The following is a 19,855-nucleotide window of genomic DNA, read 5'->3' as shown; positions in this document are numbered from 1 at the left end:
CCCCGAGCTGCGGCTCGGCCCCAGACCCCGACCACCACCCCCGCAGCTGGGGCGCGAGGAGACCGATGAGCCTGATCCAGCAGCCGACGCGGCGCCGCGCGAGGTTCCACGACCTGACGGTGAGCCGGGTCGACCGCCTGACCGACCAGGCGATCGCCCTCAGCTTCGTCGTCCCCGAGGAGCTCCGCGAGGAGTTCGCCTTCGAGCCCGGCCAGCACCTCACCGTGCGGGCGACCATCGACGGCGAGGACGTGCGCCGCTCCTACTCCTGCTGCATCTCCCGGGGCCGGTCGCGGGAGACCGGCGAGGTCCGGGTGGCGGCCGCGACCGTGCCCGGCGGCCTCATGTCCACGTGGCTCAACGAGCACGTGCACCCCGGCGACACCCTGCAGGTCATGACCCCCATGGGGTCCTTCGTCTGCCCGACCGAGCCGACGGCCACCAAGCACCACGTCGGGATCGCCGCCGGGTCCGGCATCACCCCGGTGCTCTCCCTGCTCACCACCGTGCTCGAGGAGGAGCCGCTCTCGCGGGTGACCCTCGTCTTCGGCAACCGCCGGACCGACTCGGTGATGTTCCTCGAGGAGCTCATGGACCTCAAGAACCGCTTCCCGGGACGGTTCACCCTGCTCAACGTGCTCTCCCGCGAGCCGCAGGAGGCCGAGCTGCTCACCGGCCGCATCGACCGGGCCAAGGTCGAGCAGCTCCTGGCCACCTTCGTCCCCGAGGACCAGGTGGACGAGTGGTACCTCTGCGGGCCGTTCGGCATGGTCGAGACGGTGCAGCAGGTGCTCGCCGAGCGCGACGTGGACCCCGCGCACGTGCATCAGGAGATCTTCCACGTCGACAGCGACGGTGCACCCGTCACCGCGCCGGAGGAGGATGCGGCACCCCGCGACCCCGGCGCCCCGCCCGAGGCGGTGGCCACGGTCACCCTCGACGGGCGCACGACCACGGTGCCGATGGCCAGTGCCGCCGAGACGATCCTCGCGGCCACCCTGCGGGAGCGCCCGGACGCGCCCTTCTCGTGCACCGGCGGCGTCTGCGGCACCTGCCGGGCCAAGGTCGTCGACGGCGAGGTGCGGATGGAGCGCAACTACGCCCTGGAGCCGGACGAGGTCGAGCGCGGCTACCGGCTGATGTGCCAGTCGCACCCGGTGACCGAGCAGGTCACCATCGACTACGACGCCTGACCGGAGGCCCCACCAGGAGGCACGGGGGCTGTGCCCCCACCGCTCGCGGTCTGTGCGGTGCCGGGGACGTCTCGGCGGAGGTCAGCCGCCGAGTAGGTCGTGCCAGGCCACACCGAGCTGACCCAGGAGCTCGCGCAGGAGCGGGAGGCTCACCCCCACCACGCCGTGGTAGTCGCCCTCGATGCCGCTGACGTAGGGGCCGCCCAGCCCGTCGACGGTGAAGCCGCCGGCGACGTGCAGCGGCTCGCCGGTGCCGACGTAGTGCGCGATCTCGGCGTCGGTCAGGTCGGCGAAGTGCACCACGGTCGACGCGGTGGCGCCCAGCGTGGCACCGGTGCCCGTGGAGTCGTCGGCGCCCTCACGGTCGTCGATGAGCCAGTGGCCGGTGTGCAGGATGCCCGACCGGCCGCGCATGGCCTGCCAGCGCTCGACGGCGACCTGGGAGGAGTGCGGCTTGCCGAAGACCTGCCCGTCGAGCTCCAGGACCGAGTCGCAGCCGAGGACCAGCGCGTCGACCCCGTGGTCGCGGCTCACCTGCTCGGCCTTGGCCCGGGCCAGGGTGAGCGCGACGTCAGACGGGTCCAGCTCGCCGTGCCGCTCCTGCGCCGCGGCTAGGGCGGCGTCCTCGTCCACCCCGGACACGATGACCTCCGGGGTGACACCGGCGCGGGTGAGGGTGGTGAGCCGGGCAGGGGACGCCGAGGCGAGCACGAGGGGGATCACGGACGAGAGCCTACCCGCGGACGTCACCAGCCCCCGGGTGGCGCGTCGCTGAGCGGCGCACCCGCGGCAGCGGCGGCCCTCCGGGTGGCGTGTCCCGACCGCATACCTGACGCCGATCTCGCTGCCGGCCGGGTCAGCTGCCGCGGGTCCGGTCGCCCGCTGGCTCGTGCTGCGGCATACCCCGCCGTGCTGTGCCAGGAGTCGTCACACGCGCCGCAGACGTCACGGCAGCAACGCCCTGCGGGGACGTTGATCGTCGGCGGGGATATAACGCTGTCATCTGCGCCTTTCCCCGCACGACGGGGCGCGTGTGACTCGTGGGTGTCGTGGTGGTGAGGGCGGGCGCGCCCCGTCCGCGCCCCAGGGCGGGCCCGTGTCACGGGTCAGCCGGAGCCGCCGGCGCCGGCCCGCCACGTCGGGGCGTCGAGGGCGTGGACGAGGTGCCGGACGAGATCGGGGTCTGCCGTGCTGTGCCAGGAGTCGTCACACGCGCCGCACCCGTCACGGCAGCAACGCCCTGCGGGGACGTTGATCGTCGCCGGGGCTATAACGCCGTCATCTGCGCCTTTCCCCGCACGACGGGGCGCGTGTGACTCGTGGGTGTCGTGGTGGGAAGGGCGGGCGCGCCCGTCCGCCCCCCAGGGCGGGCCCGTGTCACGGGTCAGCCGGAGTCGTCGGCGCCGGCCCGCCACGTCGGGGCGTCGAGGGCGTGGACGAGGTGCCGGACGAGATCGGGGTATGCCGCGCGGTCCACCCGGGGGTGGTCGAAGTCCCGGCTGGCGTCGCGCACCAGACCGATCTTGGCCATGACCCGCAGCGAGGCGGTGTTGACGGCGGGCGTGAAGGACACGATCTCCGCCAGCCCCACCTCGGAGAATCCGAAGCGCAGCGCCTCCCGGGCCGCCTCGGGGGCGTAGCCCTGACCCCACGCCGGGCGGGCGAGCCGCCACCCCACCTCGACCCCAGGCCCGCCAGGCAGGAAGTCCGCCGGCCAGAGCCCGGTGTAGCCGAGGAACTCGCCGGTGTCGCGCCGCTCCAGCGCCCACAACCCGTAGCCCCGCTCGGACCAGCACGCGGCGATCCGGTCGACGAAGGCGTCCGAGCGCTCGCGGCTGAGCGGCCCCTGCAGGTGGCGGGTCACCTCGGGGTCGGCGTTGAGCGCGGCGAACGGCTCGCGGTCGGCCTCGGTGAAGGCGCGCAGGACCAGCCGGCGCGTGACCCGCTCGGGGACCGGCCGCGCGGCGCGGGCGGGTCGTGGGACAGCGGCGTCCTCGGGTCGTGGAGCAGGAGCACCCGCGGGTCGTGGGGCAGCGCCGTCCTCCCCCCGCGCGGTCCCGGCGCCGTCGGCCCGCCCGGGGCGGCCGCTCACAGCTCCCCGAGCACCGCCGCGCGCAGGGTGTCGAGGCCGACACCGCCGATGTCCAGGGCGCGCCGGTGGAAGGCCTTGAGGTCGAAGTCGTCGCCCTCCCGGCGGCGGCACTCCTCCCGCAGCTCCAGCCACAGCCGCTCGCCGATCTTGTAGCTCGGGGCCTGCCCGGGCCAGCCGAGGTAACGGTCCAGCTCGAAGCGCAGCGACTCCTCGTTCTCGTGCGCGTGCGCCGTGAGGAAGCGCCACGCCTTGTCGTAGGTCCAGTCCCCGCCGCCGACCTCCTCGGGTGCCTCGAAGCCGCAGTGCACCCCGATGTCGATGACCACCCGGGCCGCCCGCAGCGACTGGCCGCCGAGCAGACCCATCCGGTTGCCCGGGTCGTCCATGTGGCCCAGGTCGGCCATGAGCCACTCCGCGTAGAGCGCCCAGCCCTCGCCGTGGCCCGAGGTCCAGGACGCCAGGCGGCGCCAGCGGTTCAGCAGCTCGGAGCGGTAGACCGTCTGCCCGATCTGCAGGTGGTGGCCCGGCACGCCCTCGTGGTAGACGGTGGTGAGCTCGCGCCAGGTGGAGAAGCGGGTGACCCCCTTGGGCACCGACCACCACATCCGGCCGGGCCGGCTGAAGTCCTCGCTGGGCCCGGTGTAGTAGATGCCACCGGTCTGGCTGGGCGCGATCATGCACTCGATCCGCCGCACCGGCTCGGGCACGTCGAACTGGGTGCCCGACAGCTCGGCCACCGCCTCGTCGGCCTTGACCTGCATCCACTCGCGCAGGGCGTCGGTGCCCTCCAGGGCGTAGGCCGGGTCCTCGTCGAGCACCGCGACCGCCTCCGCGACGCTCGCGCCGGGGCGGATCTGCTCGGCGGTCTCCTCCATGAGCCGGGTGATGCGGGCCAGCTCCTCCTGCCCCCAGCGGTAGGTCTCCTCCAGGTCGATGTCGGCCCCGAGGAAGCCGCGCGAGTGCAGCCGGTAGCGCTCCTGGCCGCAGGCGTCGGACTCCGGCGCGAGCGCGGCCAGCTCGTCCTCGAGGTATGCCGCGAGCTCGCCGAAGGCGGTCTTGGCGCCGGTGACCGCGTCTGCGAGGTCGGCGCGGACCGCCTCCGGCTGACCGGCCGCCTCCCCGGCGAGGGCGTCGAAGCTGCTCGCGGTGTCGCCCGCCTGGTCGCGGCACTGCTCGGCCACGGCGCGGACCTGCCGCGCGGGCGCGACCTGACCCTGCCCGGCGGACCAGGCGAGGGCGGAGGCGTACTGCCGCAGGGCCTCCGGCACCGCCCGGAGCCGGGCGACGACCGTCTCCCAGTGCGCCTCGGTGTCCTTGGCCATGAGGTCGAAGATGTCGCGCACCGCCTGGGGCGGGGAGGCGATGACGTTGAGCTCCACCGGGGCCCGGCCGCCCAGGACCAGGTCGAGCTGCTCGACCTCCAGCCCGAGCCGCTCACGCAGTGCGGCCACGGTCACCCGGTCGGTCTCGTCGACGGGGCGGGCGCCCTCGAGGGCGGCCAGCGTGCGCGCGCACTGCTCGCGGTGGGCCCGCAGCCCCTCGAGGGACAGGTCGTCGATCTCGGCGTCCCGGCCGGGCACCCCCAGGTAGGTCGCCTCGAGCGGGCTCAGCGCCACCATGGCGTCCAGGTGGTCCTCGGCGATGCGGTCGATGTCGGTCAGCTCGCGGCTCTGCGTGGTCACCACGGCAACCTACCGTGCACGGGGTCCCGGCCGGTCGCGCATACCCTGTGCTCGTGGCCCGCCGACCCCGACCCGACGACCCGCGCCGGGAGACCGAGCGCTGGTTCCTCGCCCACGGCCTGTCCTACTTCGTGCCCGCCGAGCGGGCCGCCGCCCGGGCGGCCCTGCGGCCCCGCCACCTCCTGCCGGTGCTCCTGCTGGTGGTGGTGGTCACGGCGGCGCTCGGCGGCGCGCTCGGGTGGGTCTCGCAGCAGGTCAGCGCGGCCCCGGCGGTGTGGCTGACGCTGCTCATCGTCGCCGTGCTCTGGTATGCCTCAACCGCCCTGCACGCGCGCCCGATCCTCACCTTCGCGCTGCGGCGCACCGTGCGCAGCGTGCCGCTGCTGGTCGGCACCGCCATGCGGGCGCTGCCGCTGCTGCTGCTCTTCGTGGCCTTCCTCTTCATCAACGCCGAGGCGTGGGAGATGAGCGCCAGCCTGCCCTTCGCCACCCACTGGCTCGTCGTCCTGCTGCTGCTGGGCGTGGGCGTCGTCTTCCAGCTCATCCGGCTGCCGGAAGAGGTCGACAAGGCCGACGACGCGGTGGACGAGGCGTTCCTGGAGCGCGCCTGCCGGGGCACGCCCATGGAGTCCACGCAGGCCCGGCTGGCGGCGGACCCGGCCGTGGACACCGCGTCCTACGCCCGGGTCACCGGCTTCGAGCGGTGGAACCTCATCATCGTGCTGCTGGCCATCCAGCTCGTGCAGGTGGTCGCGCTCATCGTGGCCGTCTTCGTCTTCCTGCTGGTCTTCGGGTCGATCATCATGCAGCAGCAGACCCAGCTGAACTGGACCGGTCTGGAGCAGACGCGCCACGTGCCCTACCTCGGGAGCGTCTCGGTCGAGCTGGTCAAGGTCTCGCTCTTCCTCGCCTCCTTCTCCGGTCTCTACTTCATCGTCAGCGCGGTGACCGACGACACCTACCGCCACCAGTTCTTCTCGGTCGTCACCCACGAGCTGGAGCGCGCCGTCGGCGTGCGGGCGGTCTACCGGGCGCTGCGGGTGCAGGAGCGCACCGCGCGGGAGCGGGGCCCCGGTGAGCGCTGACTGGGACCCCGACCTCTACCGGCGGTACGCCGACGAGCGGGACCGGCCCTTCGCCGAGCTCCTGGCCCGGGTGCCGGCGACGCCGCCGCGCCGCGTCGTCGACCTGGGGTGCGGGCCGGGGCACGGGGTGCGGCGGCTCGCGCAGCGGTGGCCTGACGCCGAGGTGCTGGGCCTGGACTCCTCGCCGGAGATGGTGCGCACCGCGCGTGAGACGGTCGCCGGCACCGCAGCCCGGGCCGAGGTCGGTGACCTCGTCGACTGGGCCCGCGAGGACCCGGACCCGGTCGACCTGATCGTCACCACGGCGACCCTGCAGTGGGTGCCCGGGCACCTCGACCTGCTGCCGGAGCTGGTGGCGCGGCTGCGCCCCGGCGGGGTGCTCGCGATGACGGTGCCGGGCAACATGGGCGAGCCCAGCCACACCCTGCGACGGGAGCTGGCCGCACGACCCCGGTATGCCGCCCACCTGGCCGGGGTGCCCACGCCCCACGCGCACGACCCGGGCGACTACCTGCGGGTCCTGGCCGGTGCGGGGTGCACCGTGGACGCCTGGGAGAGCACCTACCTGCACGTCCTCGACCCCACGGGCCAGGACCCGGACCCGGTGTTCACCTGGGTCAGCGCGACCGGCGCCCGGCCCACCCTCGAGGCGCTGCCCGCCGACCTGCGCGAGACCTTCGCCGACGAGCTCCGCGCGGCCCTGCGCACGGCATACCCGCGCACCGACGTGGGGGTGGTGCTGCCGTTCCGGCGGGTCTTCGCGGTCGCCACCCGGGTGGACACCCCCGGCTGACCCTCGGCCTGTCGCTGGCGGCGGCGGACGGACCTGTGCCAGGGTGACCGCACCACGAGACTGAGGGAGGGCGGCCATGTCCGCAGACCAGATCGGATTCGCGCTCATCGTGCTGGGGCTCTTCCTGCTCCTCGGCAAGGTGGTGAGGGTCAACGTCGGGTGGGTGCAGAAGCTCTTCCTCCCCAGCTCGATCATCGGGGGCTTCCTCATCCTGCTGCTCGGTCCGCAGGTGCTCGGGCGCGTCGGTGGCCCGGTCGGCGAGAACGGGCTGTTCACCCAGCCGATGCTGGACGTCTGGACCGCCCTGCCGGGCCTGCTCATCAGCGTGGTCTTCGCGACGATGTTCCTCGGCCAGGACCTGCCCACGCCCCGCCGCGCCGGCAAGCTCGTCGGTCCGCAGCTGGCCCTGGGCGTGGCGATGGGCTCCGGCCAGTACGTCGTGGGGCTGCTGCTCGCGGCGCTCGTGCTGGTCCCGCTGCTCGCCGCCGAGCCGATGGTCGGCGCCCTCATCGAGATGGGCTTCGAGGGCGGGCACGGCACCGCGGCCGGCATGCGGCCGGTGCTGGAGGACCTCGGCTACGGCGAGGGGGCCGACCTGGCGGTCGGCCTGGCCACCGTCGGCATCGTCGCCGGCGTCGTCATCGGCATCGCCCTCATCAACTGGGGGGTCCGGACCGGACGCACCGAGATCCTCAAGGGCGACGTCCAGGCCTCGGTCGAGGAGCAGAAGGGGCTGTTCCGCAAGGACGAGTACTACCCCGCCGGCACCATGACCAGCCGGCCCTCCTCGGTGGAGCCGCTGTCGCTGCACATGGCGCTGGTGGCGGTGGCGATCCTCATCGGCTGGTGCTTCCTCGAGGCGTTGCGGTGGGTCGAGGCCCAGACCTACTCCAGCGTGCTCATCAACGGTGACACCCCGCTCGAGGTCTTCGCCTTCGTGCCGCTCTTCCCGCTGGCGCTGCTCGGCGGCGTGGCGATCCAGGCCGCGGCGGCGGCGCTCGGTGTCGACCACCTCATCGACCACCAGATCATGCTGCGCATCCAGGGCTGGGCCCTCGACTTCCTCATCGTCGCCGCGATCGGCACCCTGTCGCTGGAGGCCATCGGCTCCAACATCGGCTCGTTCCTGCTGCTGGCGGTGGCCGGCATCGCGCTCAACGTGGGGCTGTTCTTGTGGTTCGCCCCGCGGATCATCGGCCGCTACTGGTTCGAGCGCGGCATCGGCGACTTCGGCCAGTCGATGGGCGTCACGGCCACCGGCCTCATCCTCATGCGGATCACCGACCCGGACGCCGAGAGCCCGGCCTTCGAGGCGTTCGGCTACAAGCAGCTCGTCTTCGAGCCGTTCTTCGGTGGCGGGCTGGTCACGGCGCTGGCGGTGCCCGTCATCGCCCTCACCGGGCCGTGGCCGCTCTTCTCGGTGATGTTCGCGCTCTTCCTCGTGGCGCTCGGCACCGGGTGGTTCTACTTCCGGCCCCGCGCCGACGCCGAACGGCGCGAGCTGCAGGAGAAGGGCGCCGACGGCGTCGACGCCGTCACGACATGAGCGGGGCGGCGCGCGTCCGCTCCACCAACCTCGCCCGACCCCGACCCGACCCCGGCACCCCCCGGACGACCGGCATCGACAAGCACCCGGTAGCGGGGATCGACGTGGTCGTGCCCGGTCCCGCCCACGGGGACGGGTCCGGGGCCGTGGGGGACCACGTCGGGGACGCCCGGCACCACGGGGGCGCGGACAAGGCGGTGTATGCCGTGGCGCGCGAGGAGCTGGACTGGTGGGAGGCCGAGCTCGGCCGGGAGCTGCGCGACGGCAGCTTCGGCGAGAACCTCACCACGGTCGGCATCGACCTCGGGGCCCTCGAGCTCGGGCGTCTCCTGCAGGTCGGGTCGGCCACGCTGCAGGTCAGCCTTCCCCGGCAGCCGTGCGCCACCTTCGCCCGGCACCTGGGCGAGCGGCACTGGGTGCGCCGGTTCACCGAGCGCGGCGACTGCGGCGCCTACCTGCGGGTCGTCGTCCCCGGCCGCATCTCGCCCGGTGACCCGGTCGGGCTGGGCGTCGCCCCCGGCCACGGGGTGGACCTGCGGGTGGCCTCCGCCGCGGTCATGGGCGACCTCGACGCGGCGCGCGCGGTGCTGGACGCCGGCTGCCTGCCGGAGCGGTACCACGACGCCATGGCCCGGCGCGTGGGTCGGCGGGAGGCGGTCTAGCGGGGGAGGGCGGAGGCGCGCCACCCGCCCGGACCCACGGAGGGACGCGGGCGGGCATACCTCGCCCGGGCGGTCCACAGGGTGCGGCGGGGGTCGGCCCCCTCGCTCCGCTCCCCGTCGCCGGCCGCAGTGAGGACCACGGTGAGCGCGGCCAGCTGCGCCGGCGTCGGGCGACCGCGCACGACGCGCAGGACGGGGGGCTGCGGCTGGTCGGTGTCGGCGGTGCTCACAGCGGGATGTTCCCGTGCTTGCGCGGCGCCCGGTGGGACCGCTTGGTGCGCAGGTGGCGCAGCGCCCGGGCCACCTCGACCCGGGTGTGCGAGGGCTCGATGACCGCGTCGACGTAGCCGCGCTCGGCCGCGACGTAGGGGTTGGCCAGGGTGTCCTCGTACTCCCGGATGCGGCGGGCGCGCTCGGCCTCGACGTCGCCGCCCTCGGCCTGCACCTGGGCGAGCTCGCGGCGGTAGAGGATGTTGGCGGCGCCCTGGGCTCCCATGACGGCGATCTGCGCGGTCGGCCAGGCCAGGTTGATGTCGGCGCCGAGGTGCTTGGACCCCATGACGTCGTAGGCGCCGCCGTAGGCCTTGCGGGTGATGACCGTGACCAGCGGCACGGTGGCCTCGGCGTAGGCGTAGAGCAGCTTGGCGCCGCGGCGGATGATGCCGCCGAACTCCTGGTCGGTGCCCGGCAGGAAGCCCGGCACGTCGACGAAGGTGAGGATGGGGATGTTGAAGGCGTCGCAGGTCCGCACGAAGCGCGCGGCCTTCTCCGAGGCGTCGATGTCGAGGGTCCCGGCCAGCTGCATCGGCTGGTTGGCGACGACGCCGACCGAGCGGCCCTCCACCCGCCCGAAGCCCACGACGATGTTGGGCGCGAAGAGCTCCTGGACCTGCAGGAAGTCGCCGTCGTCCAGCACGGCCCGCACGGCCTCGGTGATGTCGTAGGGGACACCGGGGGAGTCGGGGATGAGGACGTCGAGCTCCTCGTCGGCCGCGCCGACCTCCTCGTCCGGCTCCTCGTCGTAGACCGGGGGGTCCTCGAGGTTGTTCTGGGGCAGGTAGCCGAGCAGCTCCTTGACGTACTCGACGGCGTCGTCCTCGTCGCTGGCCATGTAGTGGGCCACGCCGCTCGTGGAGTTGTGGGTGCGCGCCCCGCCCAGCTCCTCGAAGGTGACGTCCTCGCCGGTGACCGTCTTGATGACGTCCGGACCGGTGATGAACATGTGGGAGGTCTGGTCCACCATCACCACGAAGTCGGTGATGGCGGGGGAGTAGACGGCCCCGCCCGCACAGGGCCCCATGACCAGGGAGATCTGCGGGATGACCCCCGAGGCGTCCACGTTGCGGCGGAAGATCTCGGCGTAGAGGCCGAGGGCCACGACACCCTCCTGGATGCGCGCCCCGCCGGAGTCGTTGATGCCGACGACCGGGCACCCGATCTTCATCGCGAGGTCCATGACCTTGACGATCTTCTCGCCGTAGACCTCGCCCAGCGAGCCCCCGAAGACGGTGAAGTCCTGGGCGAAGACCGCGATGGGCCGACCGTCCACGGTGCCGTAGCCGGTCACCACGCCGTCGCCGTAGGGACGGTTGCGATCCTGCCCGAACGCGGTCGACCGGTGCCGCGCCAGGGCGTCCAGCTCGGTGAAGCTGCCCTCGTCCAGCAGCGCGTCGATGCGCTCCCGCGCGGTGAGCTTGCCCTTGGCGTGCTGCTTCTCGACGGCCTTCTCGGACCCGGCGTGGACGGCCTCGTCCACCCGCGCGCGGTAGTCCTCGAGCCGCCCGGCGGTCGTGCGCAGGTCCGGACCGTCGTCGTCCTGGCTGTCGGCGCTGAGCTGGTCGGTCATGCCCCCAACTTAGCCTTGCGCCATGACACGACTGCGCTGGGCCACGCCGGAGCGGCACGAGAGCGTGGGCTCCACCAACGTCGAGGCGATGGCCGACCCCCGACCGGGTCGGGTCGTGGTCGCCGACCACCAGAGCGCGGGGCAGGGCCGGCGCGGCCGCCGCTGGTCCTCACCACCGGGGACCTGCCTCGCGGTCAGCGCCGTGGTGTCGGCCGTCCCCGCCGCTGCGGCCGGCTGGGTCCCGCTGGCCGCGGGCGTCGCGGTGGTGGACGCCCTGGCGGCCAGCCGCTGGCCGGTGGACGCGGTGCTGAAGTGGCCCAACGACGTCCTCCTGGAGACCGGGCGGGCCTCCGGCAAGCTCTGCGGCGTGCTCGTCCAGGTCGCCGACACGGGCGACCTCGTCGTGGGGGTGGGCGTCAACGTGGACCACCAGGACGACCAGCTGCCGGTGCCCACGGCGACCTCCTGGCGGCTGGCCCGGGGCGGGGCGCCGCTGCCCGACGGTGCGCGCGAGGGGTTCCTGGAGGACTACCTGCACCGGCTGCGGGAGCTGCACGACGCGCTCGCCCGCGGTGACGCGGGGCCGGTGCGCACGGCATACCTCCAGCGCTGCGCGACCCTGGGGCGTCCTGTCGTCGTGCACCGCCCGGACGGCGCCGCCGTCCGCGGGGAGGCGGTCGGCCTGGACGAGGGTGGCGCGCTGCTCGTCCGGCAGGTGGGCGGGGCCGTCGTCGCGCACCACGCCGGGGACGTCGAGCACCTGCGCGACCAGTACCCTCGCCCGCATGGACGCACCGACGATGCTGCAGGTGACCCGCCACGCACCCGCGGGGGGTGAGGCGGCGCAGGGGGAGCCGTCGGTGGTCGAGCTGACCCTCGACCGCCCGGAGGCGATGAACGCCATCTCCACGGACTTCGCCCGGGAGATCACCGCCACCACCGCGGCCCTCGCCGCGGACCCCTCCGTCCGTGCCGTGGTGCTGACGAGCGCGCACGAGCGGGCCTTCTGCGTGGGCGCCGACCTCAAGGAGCGCAACGGCTTCACCGACGCGCAGATGATGGACCACCGCCTCGTGTCCAAGCTCGCCTACCGGGGCGTCCTCGACCTCCCCGTGCCGGCCGTCGCCGCGGTCGAGGGGTACGCCCTCGGCGGCGGGATGGAGCTCGCGCTGTCCTGCGACCTCATCGTCGCCGGGGCAGGCGCCACCCTCGCGCTGCCGGAGGTGGGCGTCGGCGTCATCCCCGGTGGCGGCGGCACTCAGCTGCTCACCCGGCGGGTGGGCTGGTCGCGGGCGGCCTCGATGATCTTCACCGCCCGCCGGCTCGGTGCGCAGGAGGGCCGCGACCTCGGCGTCGTCGACGAGCTCGTCGAGGCGGGCTCGGCCCGGCAGCGGGCGCTGGAGCTGGCGGGCACGATCGCGGCCAACTCCCCGGTCGCGGTCCGCAACGCCAAGCGCGCGATGCGGCTGGGGATGGGCACCGACCTGGCCGCCGGGCTGGAGATCGAGGACGGCGCCTGGAGGGCCACGGCCTTCAGCGGCGACCGGGCCGAAGGTGTGGCGGCGTTCGCCGAGAAGCGGGCCCCGCGGTGGCCCGGCCGGTGAATGAGAGCGCATACTGTCAGGTAGCAACGTGGAGGGAGACGCTGTGACCAGAGTCCTGCTGGCCGAGGACGACCCGACCATCTCCGAGCCGCTCGCCCGGGCCTTGCGGCGTGAGGGCTACGAGGTCACCGTCGCGGCCAACGGCCGTTCGGCGCTGGCCGAGGCGACCGGTGACGTCGGGCACGACGTCCTCGTGCTCGACCTCGGGCTGCCCCAGCTCGACGGCGTCGAGGTATGCCGTTCGCTGCGCGACTCCGGCGTGCGCATGCCGGTCCTCATGCTCACCGCCCGCAGCGAGGAGGTGGACACCGTCGTCGGGCTGGACGCCGGCGCCGACGACTACGTCACCAAGCCGTTCCGGCTGGGCGAGCTGCTCGCCCGGGTGCGGGCCCTGCTGCGGCGCGGACCCGCCTCCGCCCAGTCACCCGGGGGGTCGGCGCTGCGGATGGACATCGAGGCGCGGCGGGTCTTCCTGCACGACCGCGAGGTCCGGCTCACGACCAAGGAGTTCGACCTGCTGCGCGTCCTCATGCGCGAGGAGGGGCGCGTCGTCTCCCGCGAGGTGCTCATGCGCGAGGTGTGGGACACCTGGTTCGGGTCCACCAAGACCCTCGACATGCACGTGTCCGTGCTGCGGCGCAAGATCGGTGACGACGCCCACGACCCCCGGCACATCGTCACGGTCCGCGGGGTGGGCTTCCGCTTCCAGAACGACCCCGACGGCGCCGACTCCGACGCCGCGGACTGAGCGCCGTGCGCCAGGTGCTGCGCGAGCTGGCGGCGCGCATCGTGCTGACCGTCGTCGGCGTGTCCCTGCTGCTCAGCACGCTCGTGGCGTGGCTGCTGCGGGAGGCGCAGGCCACCCGCTGGCGCAGCGGTGACGGGATCCTGCCCGACTGGTGGCTGCTCGGCACGCTGGTCCTCACCGCCGCCGTGCTCGTGGCCATCGGCATCCCGGTGGCCCGCTCCCTGGCGGACCGGGCCGCCGAGTCCACCGCCCGGCCGCTGCGGCAGCTGGCCCACCGGGTCGACGAGCTCGCCTCCGGCGGCTTCGTCCTCGACCCCCAGGCGCGGCCCGGCCGGCTCGTCGAGCAGGAGCCCTTCCGCTCCGGCATCGCCGAGATCGACGCCGTGGCCCGCGAGGTCGACCGGCACCACCACACCTTCGCGCGGGCGCTGGTCTTCGAGCGGTCCTTCGCCGCGGACGCCTCGCACCAGCTCCGCACCCCGCTCGCGGCCCTGCTGCTGCGGCTGGAGGAGATCGCCCAGTCCGACGACGCCACGGTGGCGCGGGCCGAGGCCGAGATCGCCATCAGCCAGGTGGGGCGGCTCACCGGGGTCGTGGACGAGCTGCTCCAGCGCACCCGGGCCGGCCACGCCAGCGGGGGCGCGGTGAGCGCCGCGGACGCGGTGCTGGCCGGGCTCGACGAGGAGTGGACCCCGGCCTTCGAGGGACGGGGCCGGACGATCGAGCTGACCTGCGAGCGGGGCGTCATCGTGGAGGCCAGCGCCTCCGTGCTCTCCCAGGTGCTCAACACCCTCGTGGAGAACTCCCTCGTGCACGGCCGGGGCGACGTGCGGGTGCACGTGGCCCGGTCCGGCCCCTCCGCGGTCTTCACCGTCTCCGACCAGGGGCCGGGCATCCCGCGCGACCTCGCCCGGACCATCTTCGACCGGGGCATCACCAGCGGCCAGGGCACCGGGCTGGGGCTCGCCGTCGCCCGGGAGACGGCCGAGTCGATCGGGGGCCGGATCGAGCTCGTCCGCGCCTTCCCGCCGACCTTCGCCTGCTACCTGCCCCTGGCGAACACGCCCTGACCCGTCTCCTCGCCCGGCAGCGCGCCGCGGAACACGAACGTCCGGTAGGCCCAGAACCGGAACGTCGTGCCGAGCACCAGACCGATGCCGTTGCCCGAGACGTTGTCGGCGAGCTGGCTGTCCAGCCCCAGGACGTAGCGGGACACACCCAGGCAGCCGACCGCGATGAGCAGCCCGACCGCGTTGAGGACGACGAAGAGGGCGAACTCGTGCGCGACCGGCTCGCTGCGGCGGTGCCGGAAGGTCCACCAGCGGTTGCCGACCCACGAGCAGACCGTCGCCACGCTGGTCGCCACCGCCTTGGCCCACAGCGGCGAACCCGCCATGGGCCCCTCGGCCAGCCCCGGCACGCCGAAGACGAGGACGTTGTAGAGCACCGTGTCGAGGACGAAGACGACCGCCCCGACGGTGCCGAACTTCGCGAGCTCGGCGACGAGGAGCTGGTAGGTCGCGCGGGCGCGCGCCACCAGCCCGGGGGCGGTCGAAGGGGTCACGGGGCGGCAGTCTAGGCGGGTCGGCTGGGTAGGCTGGCCGGCGTGACCTCACCCAGCCCCGTCCGTGCCGAGGGCGGCTTCCCGGTGGTCGGCATCGTCGGCGGCGGCCAGCTCGCCCGCATGTGCCAGCCGCCGGCGACCAACCTCGCCGTCACCCTGTCCGTGCTCGCCGAGAGCCCGACCTCCAGCGCGGCCCTCGTGGTGCCGCACAGCCCGGTCGGGGAGCACACCGACACCGAGGCGGTGCTGGACTTCGCGCGCGCGTGCGACGTGGTGACCTTCGACCACGAGCACGTGCCCCAGGAGGTGCTGAGGGCCCTGCAGGACGCCGGTGTCGCCCTGCACCCCGGCCCGCAGGCGCTCGTCTTCGCGCAGGACAAGCTGGCCATGCGGCGGCGCCTCACCGAGCTGGGGCTGCCGTGCCCGCGCTGGGCGCAGGCGCGCACCGCGGCCGACGTCGAGGAGTTCGGTGCTGAGGTGGGCTGGCCGCTGGTCGCCAAGGCGCCGCGCGGCGGCTACGACGGCAAGGGGGTCCTGGTGTGCCGGGAGCCGGCCGACCTCGACCCCTGGCTCGACGGTGTCGGCGAGGGCGGGCTCGCGGACGGCATCCTGCTCGAGGAGGCGGTCGACTTCTCCCGGGAGCTGTCGGTCATGGTGGGCCGCAGCCCCTCGGGCCAGGCGGCGGTCTGGCCGGTGGTGGAGACGGTGCAGGAGGGCGGCATCAACACCGAGGTGCTGGCCCCGGCGCCCTCGCTGGACCCGGACCTCGCCGCCGCGCTGAGCGAGGGCGCGCTGCGCCTCGCCGGCGAGCTGGGCGTGACCGGCGTCATGGCGGTGGAGGCGTTCGAGGTGCGGGACCCGCGGACCGGGGCACCGGCATACCTCGTCAACGAGCTGGCCATGCGGCCGCACAACAGCGGCCACTGGAGCATCGACGGCTCGGTGACCAGCCAGTTCGAGCAGCACCTGCGCGCGGTCCTCGACCTGCCGCTCGGCGACCCGTCCGCGCGGGCGCCGTGGACGGCCTCGGCGAACGTGCTCGGTGGCGACTACCCCGAGCTCTACGCCACCTACCGGCACCTGCTGGCGCGCGACCCGGGGCTCAAGGTGCACCTCTACGGCAAGGGCGTGCGGCCGGGGCGCAAGCTGGGCCACGTCACGGTCTACGGCGGCGAGCCCGGGGACCTCGTGACGCTGGAGGAGCTGCGCGAGCGCAGCCGGCACGCGGCCGACTACCTCCAGGGGGTGGTGACCGAGTGAGCACCGCGGACCGCCCCGGGCAGCCCCTCGTCGGCGTCGTCATGGGCAGCGACAGCGACTGGCCCGTCATGGAGGCCGCCGCGCAGGTGCTGGAGGAGTTCGACGTGCCCTACGAGGCCGACGTCGTCTCGGCCCACCGCATGCCGACCGAGATGGTCGACTACGGCCGGGACGCCGCCGACCGGGGGCTGCGGGTCATCGTCGCGGGCGCCGGCGGCGCCGCCCACCTTCCGGGGATGCTGGCCTCGGTCACCGTGCTGCCCGTCATCGGGGTCCCGGTGCCGCTCCGGCACCTCGACGGCCTGGACAGCCTGCTCTCCATCGTGCAGATGCCGGCCGGGATCCCGGTCGCCACCGTCTCGGTGGCCGGGGCCCGCAACGCCGGTCTGCTGGCCGTCCGCACGCTCGCCGCCGGCGAGGGTGAGCGGGCCGAGCGGCTGCGGGGACAGCTCGCCACCTTCGCCGCCGACCTCCGGGACCAGGCGCACGCCAAGGGCGAGCGGCTGCGCGCCCGACGGTCCGACCGACCGACGTCCTGAGCGCGGCGTAGGGTCGGGTCATGCGCTTCGGACTCTTCGTACCCCAGGGCTGGCGGATGGACCTCGTCGGGATCCCGCCGGAGCGGCAGTGGGGCGCCATGCTCGACGTCGCGCAGCACGCCGACGCCGAGGAGGGCTGGACCTCGGTGTGGGTCTACGACCACATGCACACCGTGCCGGAGCCCAGCGAGGAGGCCTGCCACGAGGCCTGGACGCTCATGGCCGCGCTGGCCGCGACCACCGGACGCGTGCGGCTGGGCCAGATGTGCACCTGCATGAGCTACCGCGAGCCGACCTACCTCGCCAAGGTCGCCGCGACCGTGGACGTCATCTCGGGCGGCCGGGTGGACATGGGTATCGGCGCGGGCTGGTACGAGCACGAGTGGCGGGCCTACGGCTACGGCTTCCCCGGCGCGGGCGACCGGCTGGCGCGCCTGCGCGAGGGCGTCGACGTCTTCCGGCAGATGTGGACCACCGGGTCGGCGACGCTGGACGGCGAGCACTACCAGGTCGACGGTGCTCTGTGCTTCCCCCGGCCGCTGCAGGGCAGCACCGAGGGGTTCGGCGGCAGCCCGCGCAACGGCATACCGGTGTGGGTCGCCGGCGGCGGCGAGCGCAAGACGCTGCGCATCGCCGCGGAGTATGCCGACGCCACCAACTTCGACGGCAGCCCGGAGGGGTTCGAGCACAAGTCCGCAGTGCTGGCCGAGCACTGCGCCGCGGTGGGGCGTGACCCCGAGGAGATCGTCCGCAGCGCCAACTACAACGTGGTCATCGGCCGGGACGCCGGCGAGGTGGAGCAGCGCCTCACCGACGTCGCCGAGCGGTACCGGCAGGCCGGGTTGTCCGAGGAGGCGGCCCGGGGCCAGGCCGAGAGCCTGCGCACGCAACCCCTCGTGGGCACCCCGGAGCAGGTCGTCGAGGCCCTGCAGGGCCTGGAACGGCTCGGCATGACCTACGCCATCACCTACTTCCCCGAGGCCGCCTTCGACACCTCCGGCATCGAGCTCTTCGAGAGCGAGGTCATCCCCGCCCTGGGCGGCTGACGCGCACGTCAGGTGCACCTGGGCGGGCCGGTACGCTGCCTCCCATGAGCACGAGCGAGTTCGACCTGTTCCGGATCAACGAGGATCACGAGGCGCTGCGGGGGGCGGTCCGCGAGGTCGCGGACGAGCAGATCGCGCCGCACGCCGCCGCCGTCGACGAGGAGGGCCGCTTCCCCGACGAGGCGCTGAAGGCCCTCGTGGCGACCGACTTCCACGCCCCGCACATCGCCGAGGACTACGACGGGGTGGGCGCCGACGCCCTGGCGACCTGCATCGTCATCGAGGAGGTCGCCCGGGCCTGCGCCAGCAGCTCGCTCATCCCGGCGGTCAACAAGCTGGGGACGATGCCGCTCATCCTGGCCGCCAGCGACGAGGTCAAGGCCCGCTACCTCCCGGCCGTGGCGTCCGGGCAGGCGATGTTCTCCTACGGGCTCTCCGAGGCCGGTGCCGGGTCGGACACCGCAGGCATGACCTGCAAGGCCGTCGCCGACGGGGACGACTTCGTCCTGACCGGGCAGAAGTCGTGGATCACCAACGCGGGGGTCAGCGAGTACTACACCGTCATGGCCGTGACCGACCCGGACGGCCCGCGCGGTCGCAACGTCACCGCCTTCGTGGTGGAGAAGGGCGACGAGGGCTTCACCTTCGGGACGCCGGAGAAGAAGCTCGGCATCAAGGGCAGCCCCACCCGCGAGCTGCTCTTCGACGGCTGCCGGATCCCGGGCGACCGCATGGTGGGCGGCCTGGGGGAGGGGCTGAAGATCGCGCTGCGCACGCTCGACCACACCCGGGTCACCATCGGGGCGCAGGCCGTGGGCATCGCCCAGGGCGCCTTGGACTTCGCCCTCGGCTACGTCAAGGAGCGCCAGCAGTTCGGCCGGTCGGTCGCCGACTTCCAGGGCGTGCAGTTCATGCTCGCCGACATGGGGATGAAGCTCGAGGCGGCCCGGCAGATGGTCTACGTCGCCGCGAGCAAGTCCGAGCGGGGGGACGACGACCTGCCGTTCTTCGGCGCGGCCGCCAAGTGCTTCGCCTCCGACGTCGCCATGGAGATCACCACCGACGCGGTGCAGCTGCTCGGGGGCTACGGCTACACCCGGGACTTCCCGGTGGAGCGGATGATGCGCGACGCCAAGATCACCCAGATCTACGAGGGCACCAACCAGATCCAGCGCGTCGTCATGGCACGCCAGCTGCTCAAGGGCTGAGCTGGGGCACGGGTTCAGCGGCCCCCGTCGTCCTGGCCGTTCCCGTTTCCACCGTTGTTGCCGTTGTCGTCCTGGCCGTCGCCGTCGTTGTTGCTCTGGCCGTTGCCGTTGCCGTTGCCGTCATCGTCCTGGCCGTCGCCGGTCCCCCCGTCCCCCGCACCGTCGCCCGGGTCCGCGCCGTCCGTGCCGCCGTCTCCCGACCCCTCGGCGGGCTCCTCGACCGGGTCGTCCTCGGTGGCGCCCTCCTGCGTGCCGCCGTCCCCGGTGCCCTCGCCCTGGCCGGGGCCGTCGGTCGGCGCACCGGACCGGCTGCGGTCGACCGCCTGGCGCACCGAGATACGGGGCACCCCGTCCTCGCGCTCGACCCCCAGGGTCTCCTCCTGCACGATGACCACCGGGCCGTAGGTGTAGGTCACCACGGCGTCCACCACCGCGGTGCCGTCTTCCCGCGCCTGGGCTTCCAGGTCGGCCACGTCGACGGAGTCGAGCCCGTCCGCGATGTCGTCCGCGATGAAGGCCGAGGGCGTCGTCAGCTCCCGGGCCGCCGAGAGCCCCTCCTGCTCGAGGGCGGTGTAGAAGTCCGAGGCCAGGGCCCGTGCCTCCTGGGCGCTGACCGGTGTCCCGGCGGGCTGTGACGACGCACCGGCGTCCGACGAGGCACCGCCGCCGTCCGAGCCGGTCGCGATGGTCCAGACCAGCCACCCCAGCAGCAGCACCAGGGGTACGGCGACCAGCCAGCCCAGCCACGTGCCGCGGCGCGGCGCCGTGCCACCTCGTCCGGCACGCTGGCCCAGCGTGCCCGACGGGCGCTCACGGTGGTAGCTCGGCGGAGGGGCCGGCTCGGGGGAACGGTCCGCCGCGGGGGTGGGCGTGGCCCGGGCGAAGGTCCGGGTGGGGTCGGCGTGCGGGACCGCCTGGGTGTCGTCCCCGCCCCGGGCGGACGCCGCCGCGGCCCAGGCGCGGGCCCCCGCCGCGCCCGCCGCACCC

At 74.0% G+C, this 19,855-nt stretch carries 19 protein-coding genes and 1 pseudogene; 13 read left to right on the top strand and 7 right to left on the bottom strand.

Features of this window, described 5'->3' with window-relative positions:
• Positions 1–65: 65 nt before the first annotated feature.
• Positions 66–1,193 carry a 1,2-phenylacetyl-CoA epoxidase subunit PaaE gene (gene paaE, locus EUS26_RS14795; RefSeq protein ID WP_130014600.1) on the top strand — a complete coding sequence of 376 codons (1,128 nt, stop codon included), beginning with the start codon at positions 66–68 and terminating at the stop codon, positions 1,191–1,193.
• Positions 1,194–1,274: 81 nt separating this feature from the next.
• Here the strand turns inward: paaE and EUS26_RS14790 are convergent, their stop codons facing one another.
• From EUS26_RS14790 to EUS26_RS14780, 3 genes are all read right to left on the bottom strand, one after another.
• Positions 1,275–1,916 carry a Maf family protein gene (locus EUS26_RS14790; protein WP_130014599.1) on the bottom strand — a complete coding sequence of 214 codons (642 nt, stop codon included), beginning with the start codon at positions 1,914–1,916 and terminating at the stop codon, positions 1,275–1,277.
• A gap of 661 nt (positions 1,917–2,577) precedes the next feature.
• Positions 2,578–3,285, bottom strand: a complete 708-nt coding sequence (locus tag EUS26_RS14785) for a GNAT family N-acetyltransferase (protein WP_238149015.1) — start codon at positions 3,283–3,285, stop codon at positions 2,578–2,580.
• Entirely contained in the window at positions 3,282–4,967 is a 1,686-nt protein-coding gene (locus tag EUS26_RS14780) for a DUF885 domain-containing protein (protein ID WP_130014598.1), read from the bottom strand. Before EUS26_RS14780 ends, EUS26_RS14785 begins: the two co-directional genes overlap by 4 nt.
• Positions 4,968–5,020: 53 nt before the next feature.
• Here EUS26_RS14780 and EUS26_RS14775 point away from each other — a divergent pair, with 53 nt between their 5' ends.
• The 4 genes from EUS26_RS14775 to EUS26_RS14760 all read left to right on the top strand — a co-directional run bounded on the left by EUS26_RS14775 (position 5,021) and on the right by EUS26_RS14760 (position 9,053).
• The gene (locus EUS26_RS14775; protein WP_130014597.1) at positions 5,021–6,052 is read left to right on the top strand and encodes a hypothetical protein; all 1,032 of its coding nucleotides are present in this window, start codon (positions 5,021–5,023) and stop codon (positions 6,050–6,052) included.
• Entirely contained in the window at positions 6,042–6,845 is an 804-nt protein-coding gene (locus EUS26_RS14770) for a methyltransferase domain-containing protein (protein ID WP_130014596.1), read from the top strand. Before EUS26_RS14775 ends, EUS26_RS14770 begins: the two co-directional genes overlap by 11 nt.
• Before the next feature lie 76 nt (positions 6,846–6,921).
• Entirely contained in the window at positions 6,922–8,391 is a 1,470-nt protein-coding gene (locus tag EUS26_RS14765) for a sodium/glutamate symporter (RefSeq protein ID WP_130014595.1), read from the top strand.
• On the top strand, positions 8,388–9,053 hold the full coding sequence (locus EUS26_RS14760; RefSeq protein ID WP_130014594.1) for an MOSC domain-containing protein: 666 nt from the start codon (positions 8,388–8,390) through the stop codon (positions 9,051–9,053). The genes EUS26_RS14765 and EUS26_RS14760 overlap by 4 nt, the downstream gene beginning before the upstream one ends.
• Here EUS26_RS14760 and EUS26_RS14755 read toward each other — a convergent pair.
• Together EUS26_RS14755 and EUS26_RS14750 are read right to left on the bottom strand one after the other, a co-directional pair.
• Positions 9,050–9,283, bottom strand: coding sequence for an acyl-CoA carboxylase subunit epsilon (locus tag EUS26_RS14755; RefSeq protein ID WP_130014593.1), 234 nt, complete (start codon positions 9,281–9,283; stop codon positions 9,050–9,052). The genes EUS26_RS14760 and EUS26_RS14755 overlap by 4 nt on opposite strands.
• Positions 9,280–10,899 (bottom strand): acyl-CoA carboxylase subunit beta, encoded by a 1,620-nt coding sequence (locus tag EUS26_RS14750; RefSeq protein WP_130014592.1) that lies wholly within the window; start codon positions 10,897–10,899, stop codon positions 9,280–9,282. Before EUS26_RS14750 ends, EUS26_RS14755 begins: the two co-directional genes overlap by 4 nt.
• A gap of 22 nt (positions 10,900–10,921) precedes the next feature.
• On the opposite strand from EUS26_RS14750, the gene EUS26_RS14745 reads away from it, so the two are divergent.
• The 4 genes from EUS26_RS14745 to EUS26_RS14730 are packed head-to-tail and all read left to right on the top strand — an operon-like array spanning position 10,922 to position 14,321.
• The gene (locus EUS26_RS14745) at positions 10,922–11,737 is read left to right on the top strand and encodes a biotin--[acetyl-CoA-carboxylase] ligase (protein ID WP_130014591.1); all 816 of its coding nucleotides are present in this window, start codon (positions 10,922–10,924) and stop codon (positions 11,735–11,737) included.
• Positions 11,685–12,503 (top strand): enoyl-CoA hydratase/isomerase family protein, encoded by an 819-nt coding sequence (locus EUS26_RS14740; protein ID WP_130014590.1) that lies wholly within the window; start codon positions 11,685–11,687, stop codon positions 12,501–12,503. Before EUS26_RS14745 ends, EUS26_RS14740 begins: the two co-directional genes overlap by 53 nt.
• Before the next feature lie 43 nt (positions 12,504–12,546).
• Positions 12,547–13,251 carry a response regulator transcription factor gene (locus EUS26_RS14735; RefSeq protein ID WP_130014589.1) on the top strand — a complete coding sequence of 235 codons (705 nt, stop codon included), beginning with the start codon at positions 12,547–12,549 and terminating at the stop codon, positions 13,249–13,251.
• Positions 13,252–13,256: 5 nt separating this feature from the next.
• The gene (locus tag EUS26_RS14730; protein ID WP_130014588.1) at positions 13,257–14,321 is read left to right on the top strand and encodes a sensor histidine kinase; all 1,065 of its coding nucleotides are present in this window, start codon (positions 13,257–13,259) and stop codon (positions 14,319–14,321) included.
• Here EUS26_RS14730 and EUS26_RS14725 read toward each other — a convergent pair.
• Positions 14,294–14,815: a GtrA family protein gene (locus tag EUS26_RS14725; RefSeq protein ID WP_130014587.1), complete on the bottom strand. Its 522-nt coding sequence runs from the start codon at positions 14,813–14,815 to the stop codon at positions 14,294–14,296. The genes EUS26_RS14730 and EUS26_RS14725 overlap by 28 nt on opposite strands.
• Positions 14,816–14,857: 42 nt before the next feature.
• On the opposite strand from EUS26_RS14725, the gene EUS26_RS14720 reads away from it, so the two are divergent.
• From EUS26_RS14720 to EUS26_RS14705, 4 genes are read left to right on the top strand one after another with little or no spacing between them, the layout of a single operon-like run.
• Positions 14,858–16,075, top strand: a complete 1,218-nt coding sequence (locus EUS26_RS14720) for a 5-(carboxyamino)imidazole ribonucleotide synthase (RefSeq protein ID WP_130014586.1) — start codon at positions 14,858–14,860, stop codon at positions 16,073–16,075.
• A 41-nt stretch (positions 16,076–16,116) separates the two neighbouring features.
• Positions 16,117–16,614, top strand: coding sequence for a 5-(carboxyamino)imidazole ribonucleotide mutase (purE, locus tag EUS26_RS14715; protein ID WP_130014632.1), 498 nt, complete (start codon positions 16,117–16,119; stop codon positions 16,612–16,614).
• A gap of 20 nt (positions 16,615–16,634) precedes the next feature.
• Positions 16,635–17,660 carry an LLM class F420-dependent oxidoreductase gene (locus tag EUS26_RS14710; protein ID WP_130014585.1) on the top strand — a complete coding sequence of 342 codons (1,026 nt, stop codon included), beginning with the start codon at positions 16,635–16,637 and terminating at the stop codon, positions 17,658–17,660.
• A gap of 44 nt (positions 17,661–17,704) precedes the next feature.
• The gene (locus EUS26_RS14705; protein WP_130014584.1) at positions 17,705–18,868 is read left to right on the top strand and encodes an acyl-CoA dehydrogenase family protein; all 1,164 of its coding nucleotides are present in this window, start codon (positions 17,705–17,707) and stop codon (positions 18,866–18,868) included.
• Between the two features lie 14 nt (positions 18,869–18,882).
• Here the strand turns inward: EUS26_RS14705 and EUS26_RS17595 are convergent.
• Positions 18,883–19,855: pseudogene (locus EUS26_RS17595) on the bottom strand (hypothetical protein); the annotation flags it as partial.

It is taken from the genome of Serinicoccus sediminis, from assembly GCF_004153545.1.
GTDB classification, from domain to species: Bacteria; Actinomycetota; Actinomycetes; order Actinomycetales; family Dermatophilaceae; genus Ornithinicoccus; species Ornithinicoccus sediminis_A.
Note: the sequence above shows the minus strand (reverse complement) of the source record. Positions and strands in the feature narration are given on the sequence as shown.

What these genes read in the sequence shown, in the direction of transcription:
- EUS26_RS14760 (WP_130014594.1), top strand. Translation starts at nt 8,388, where the DNA reads ATGAGCGGGGCGGCGCGCGTCCGCTCCACCAACCTCGCCCGACCCCGA.
- purE (WP_130014632.1), top strand. Translation starts at nt 16,117, where the DNA reads ATGGGCAGCGACAGCGACTGGCCCGTCATGGAGGCCGCCGCGCAGGTG.
- EUS26_RS14765 (WP_130014595.1), top strand. Translation starts at nt 6,922, where the DNA reads ATGTCCGCAGACCAGATCGGATTCGCGCTCATCGTGCTGGGGCTCTTC.
- EUS26_RS14745 (WP_130014591.1), top strand. Translation starts at nt 10,922, where the DNA reads ATGACACGACTGCGCTGGGCCACGCCGGAGCGGCACGAGAGCGTGGGC.
- EUS26_RS14705 (WP_130014584.1), top strand. Translation starts at nt 17,705, where the DNA reads ATGAGCACGAGCGAGTTCGACCTGTTCCGGATCAACGAGGATCACGAG.
- EUS26_RS14710 (WP_130014585.1), top strand. Translation starts at nt 16,635, where the DNA reads ATGCGCTTCGGACTCTTCGTACCCCAGGGCTGGCGGATGGACCTCGTC.
- EUS26_RS14740 (WP_130014590.1), top strand. Translation starts at nt 11,685, where the DNA reads ATGGACGCACCGACGATGCTGCAGGTGACCCGCCACGCACCCGCGGGG.
- paaE (WP_130014600.1), top strand. Translation starts at nt 66, where the DNA reads ATGAGCCTGATCCAGCAGCCGACGCGGCGCCGCGCGAGGTTCCACGAC.
- EUS26_RS14750 (WP_130014592.1), bottom strand. Translation starts at nt 10,899, where the DNA reads ATGACCGACCAGCTCAGCGCCGACAGCCAGGACGACGACGGTCCGGAC.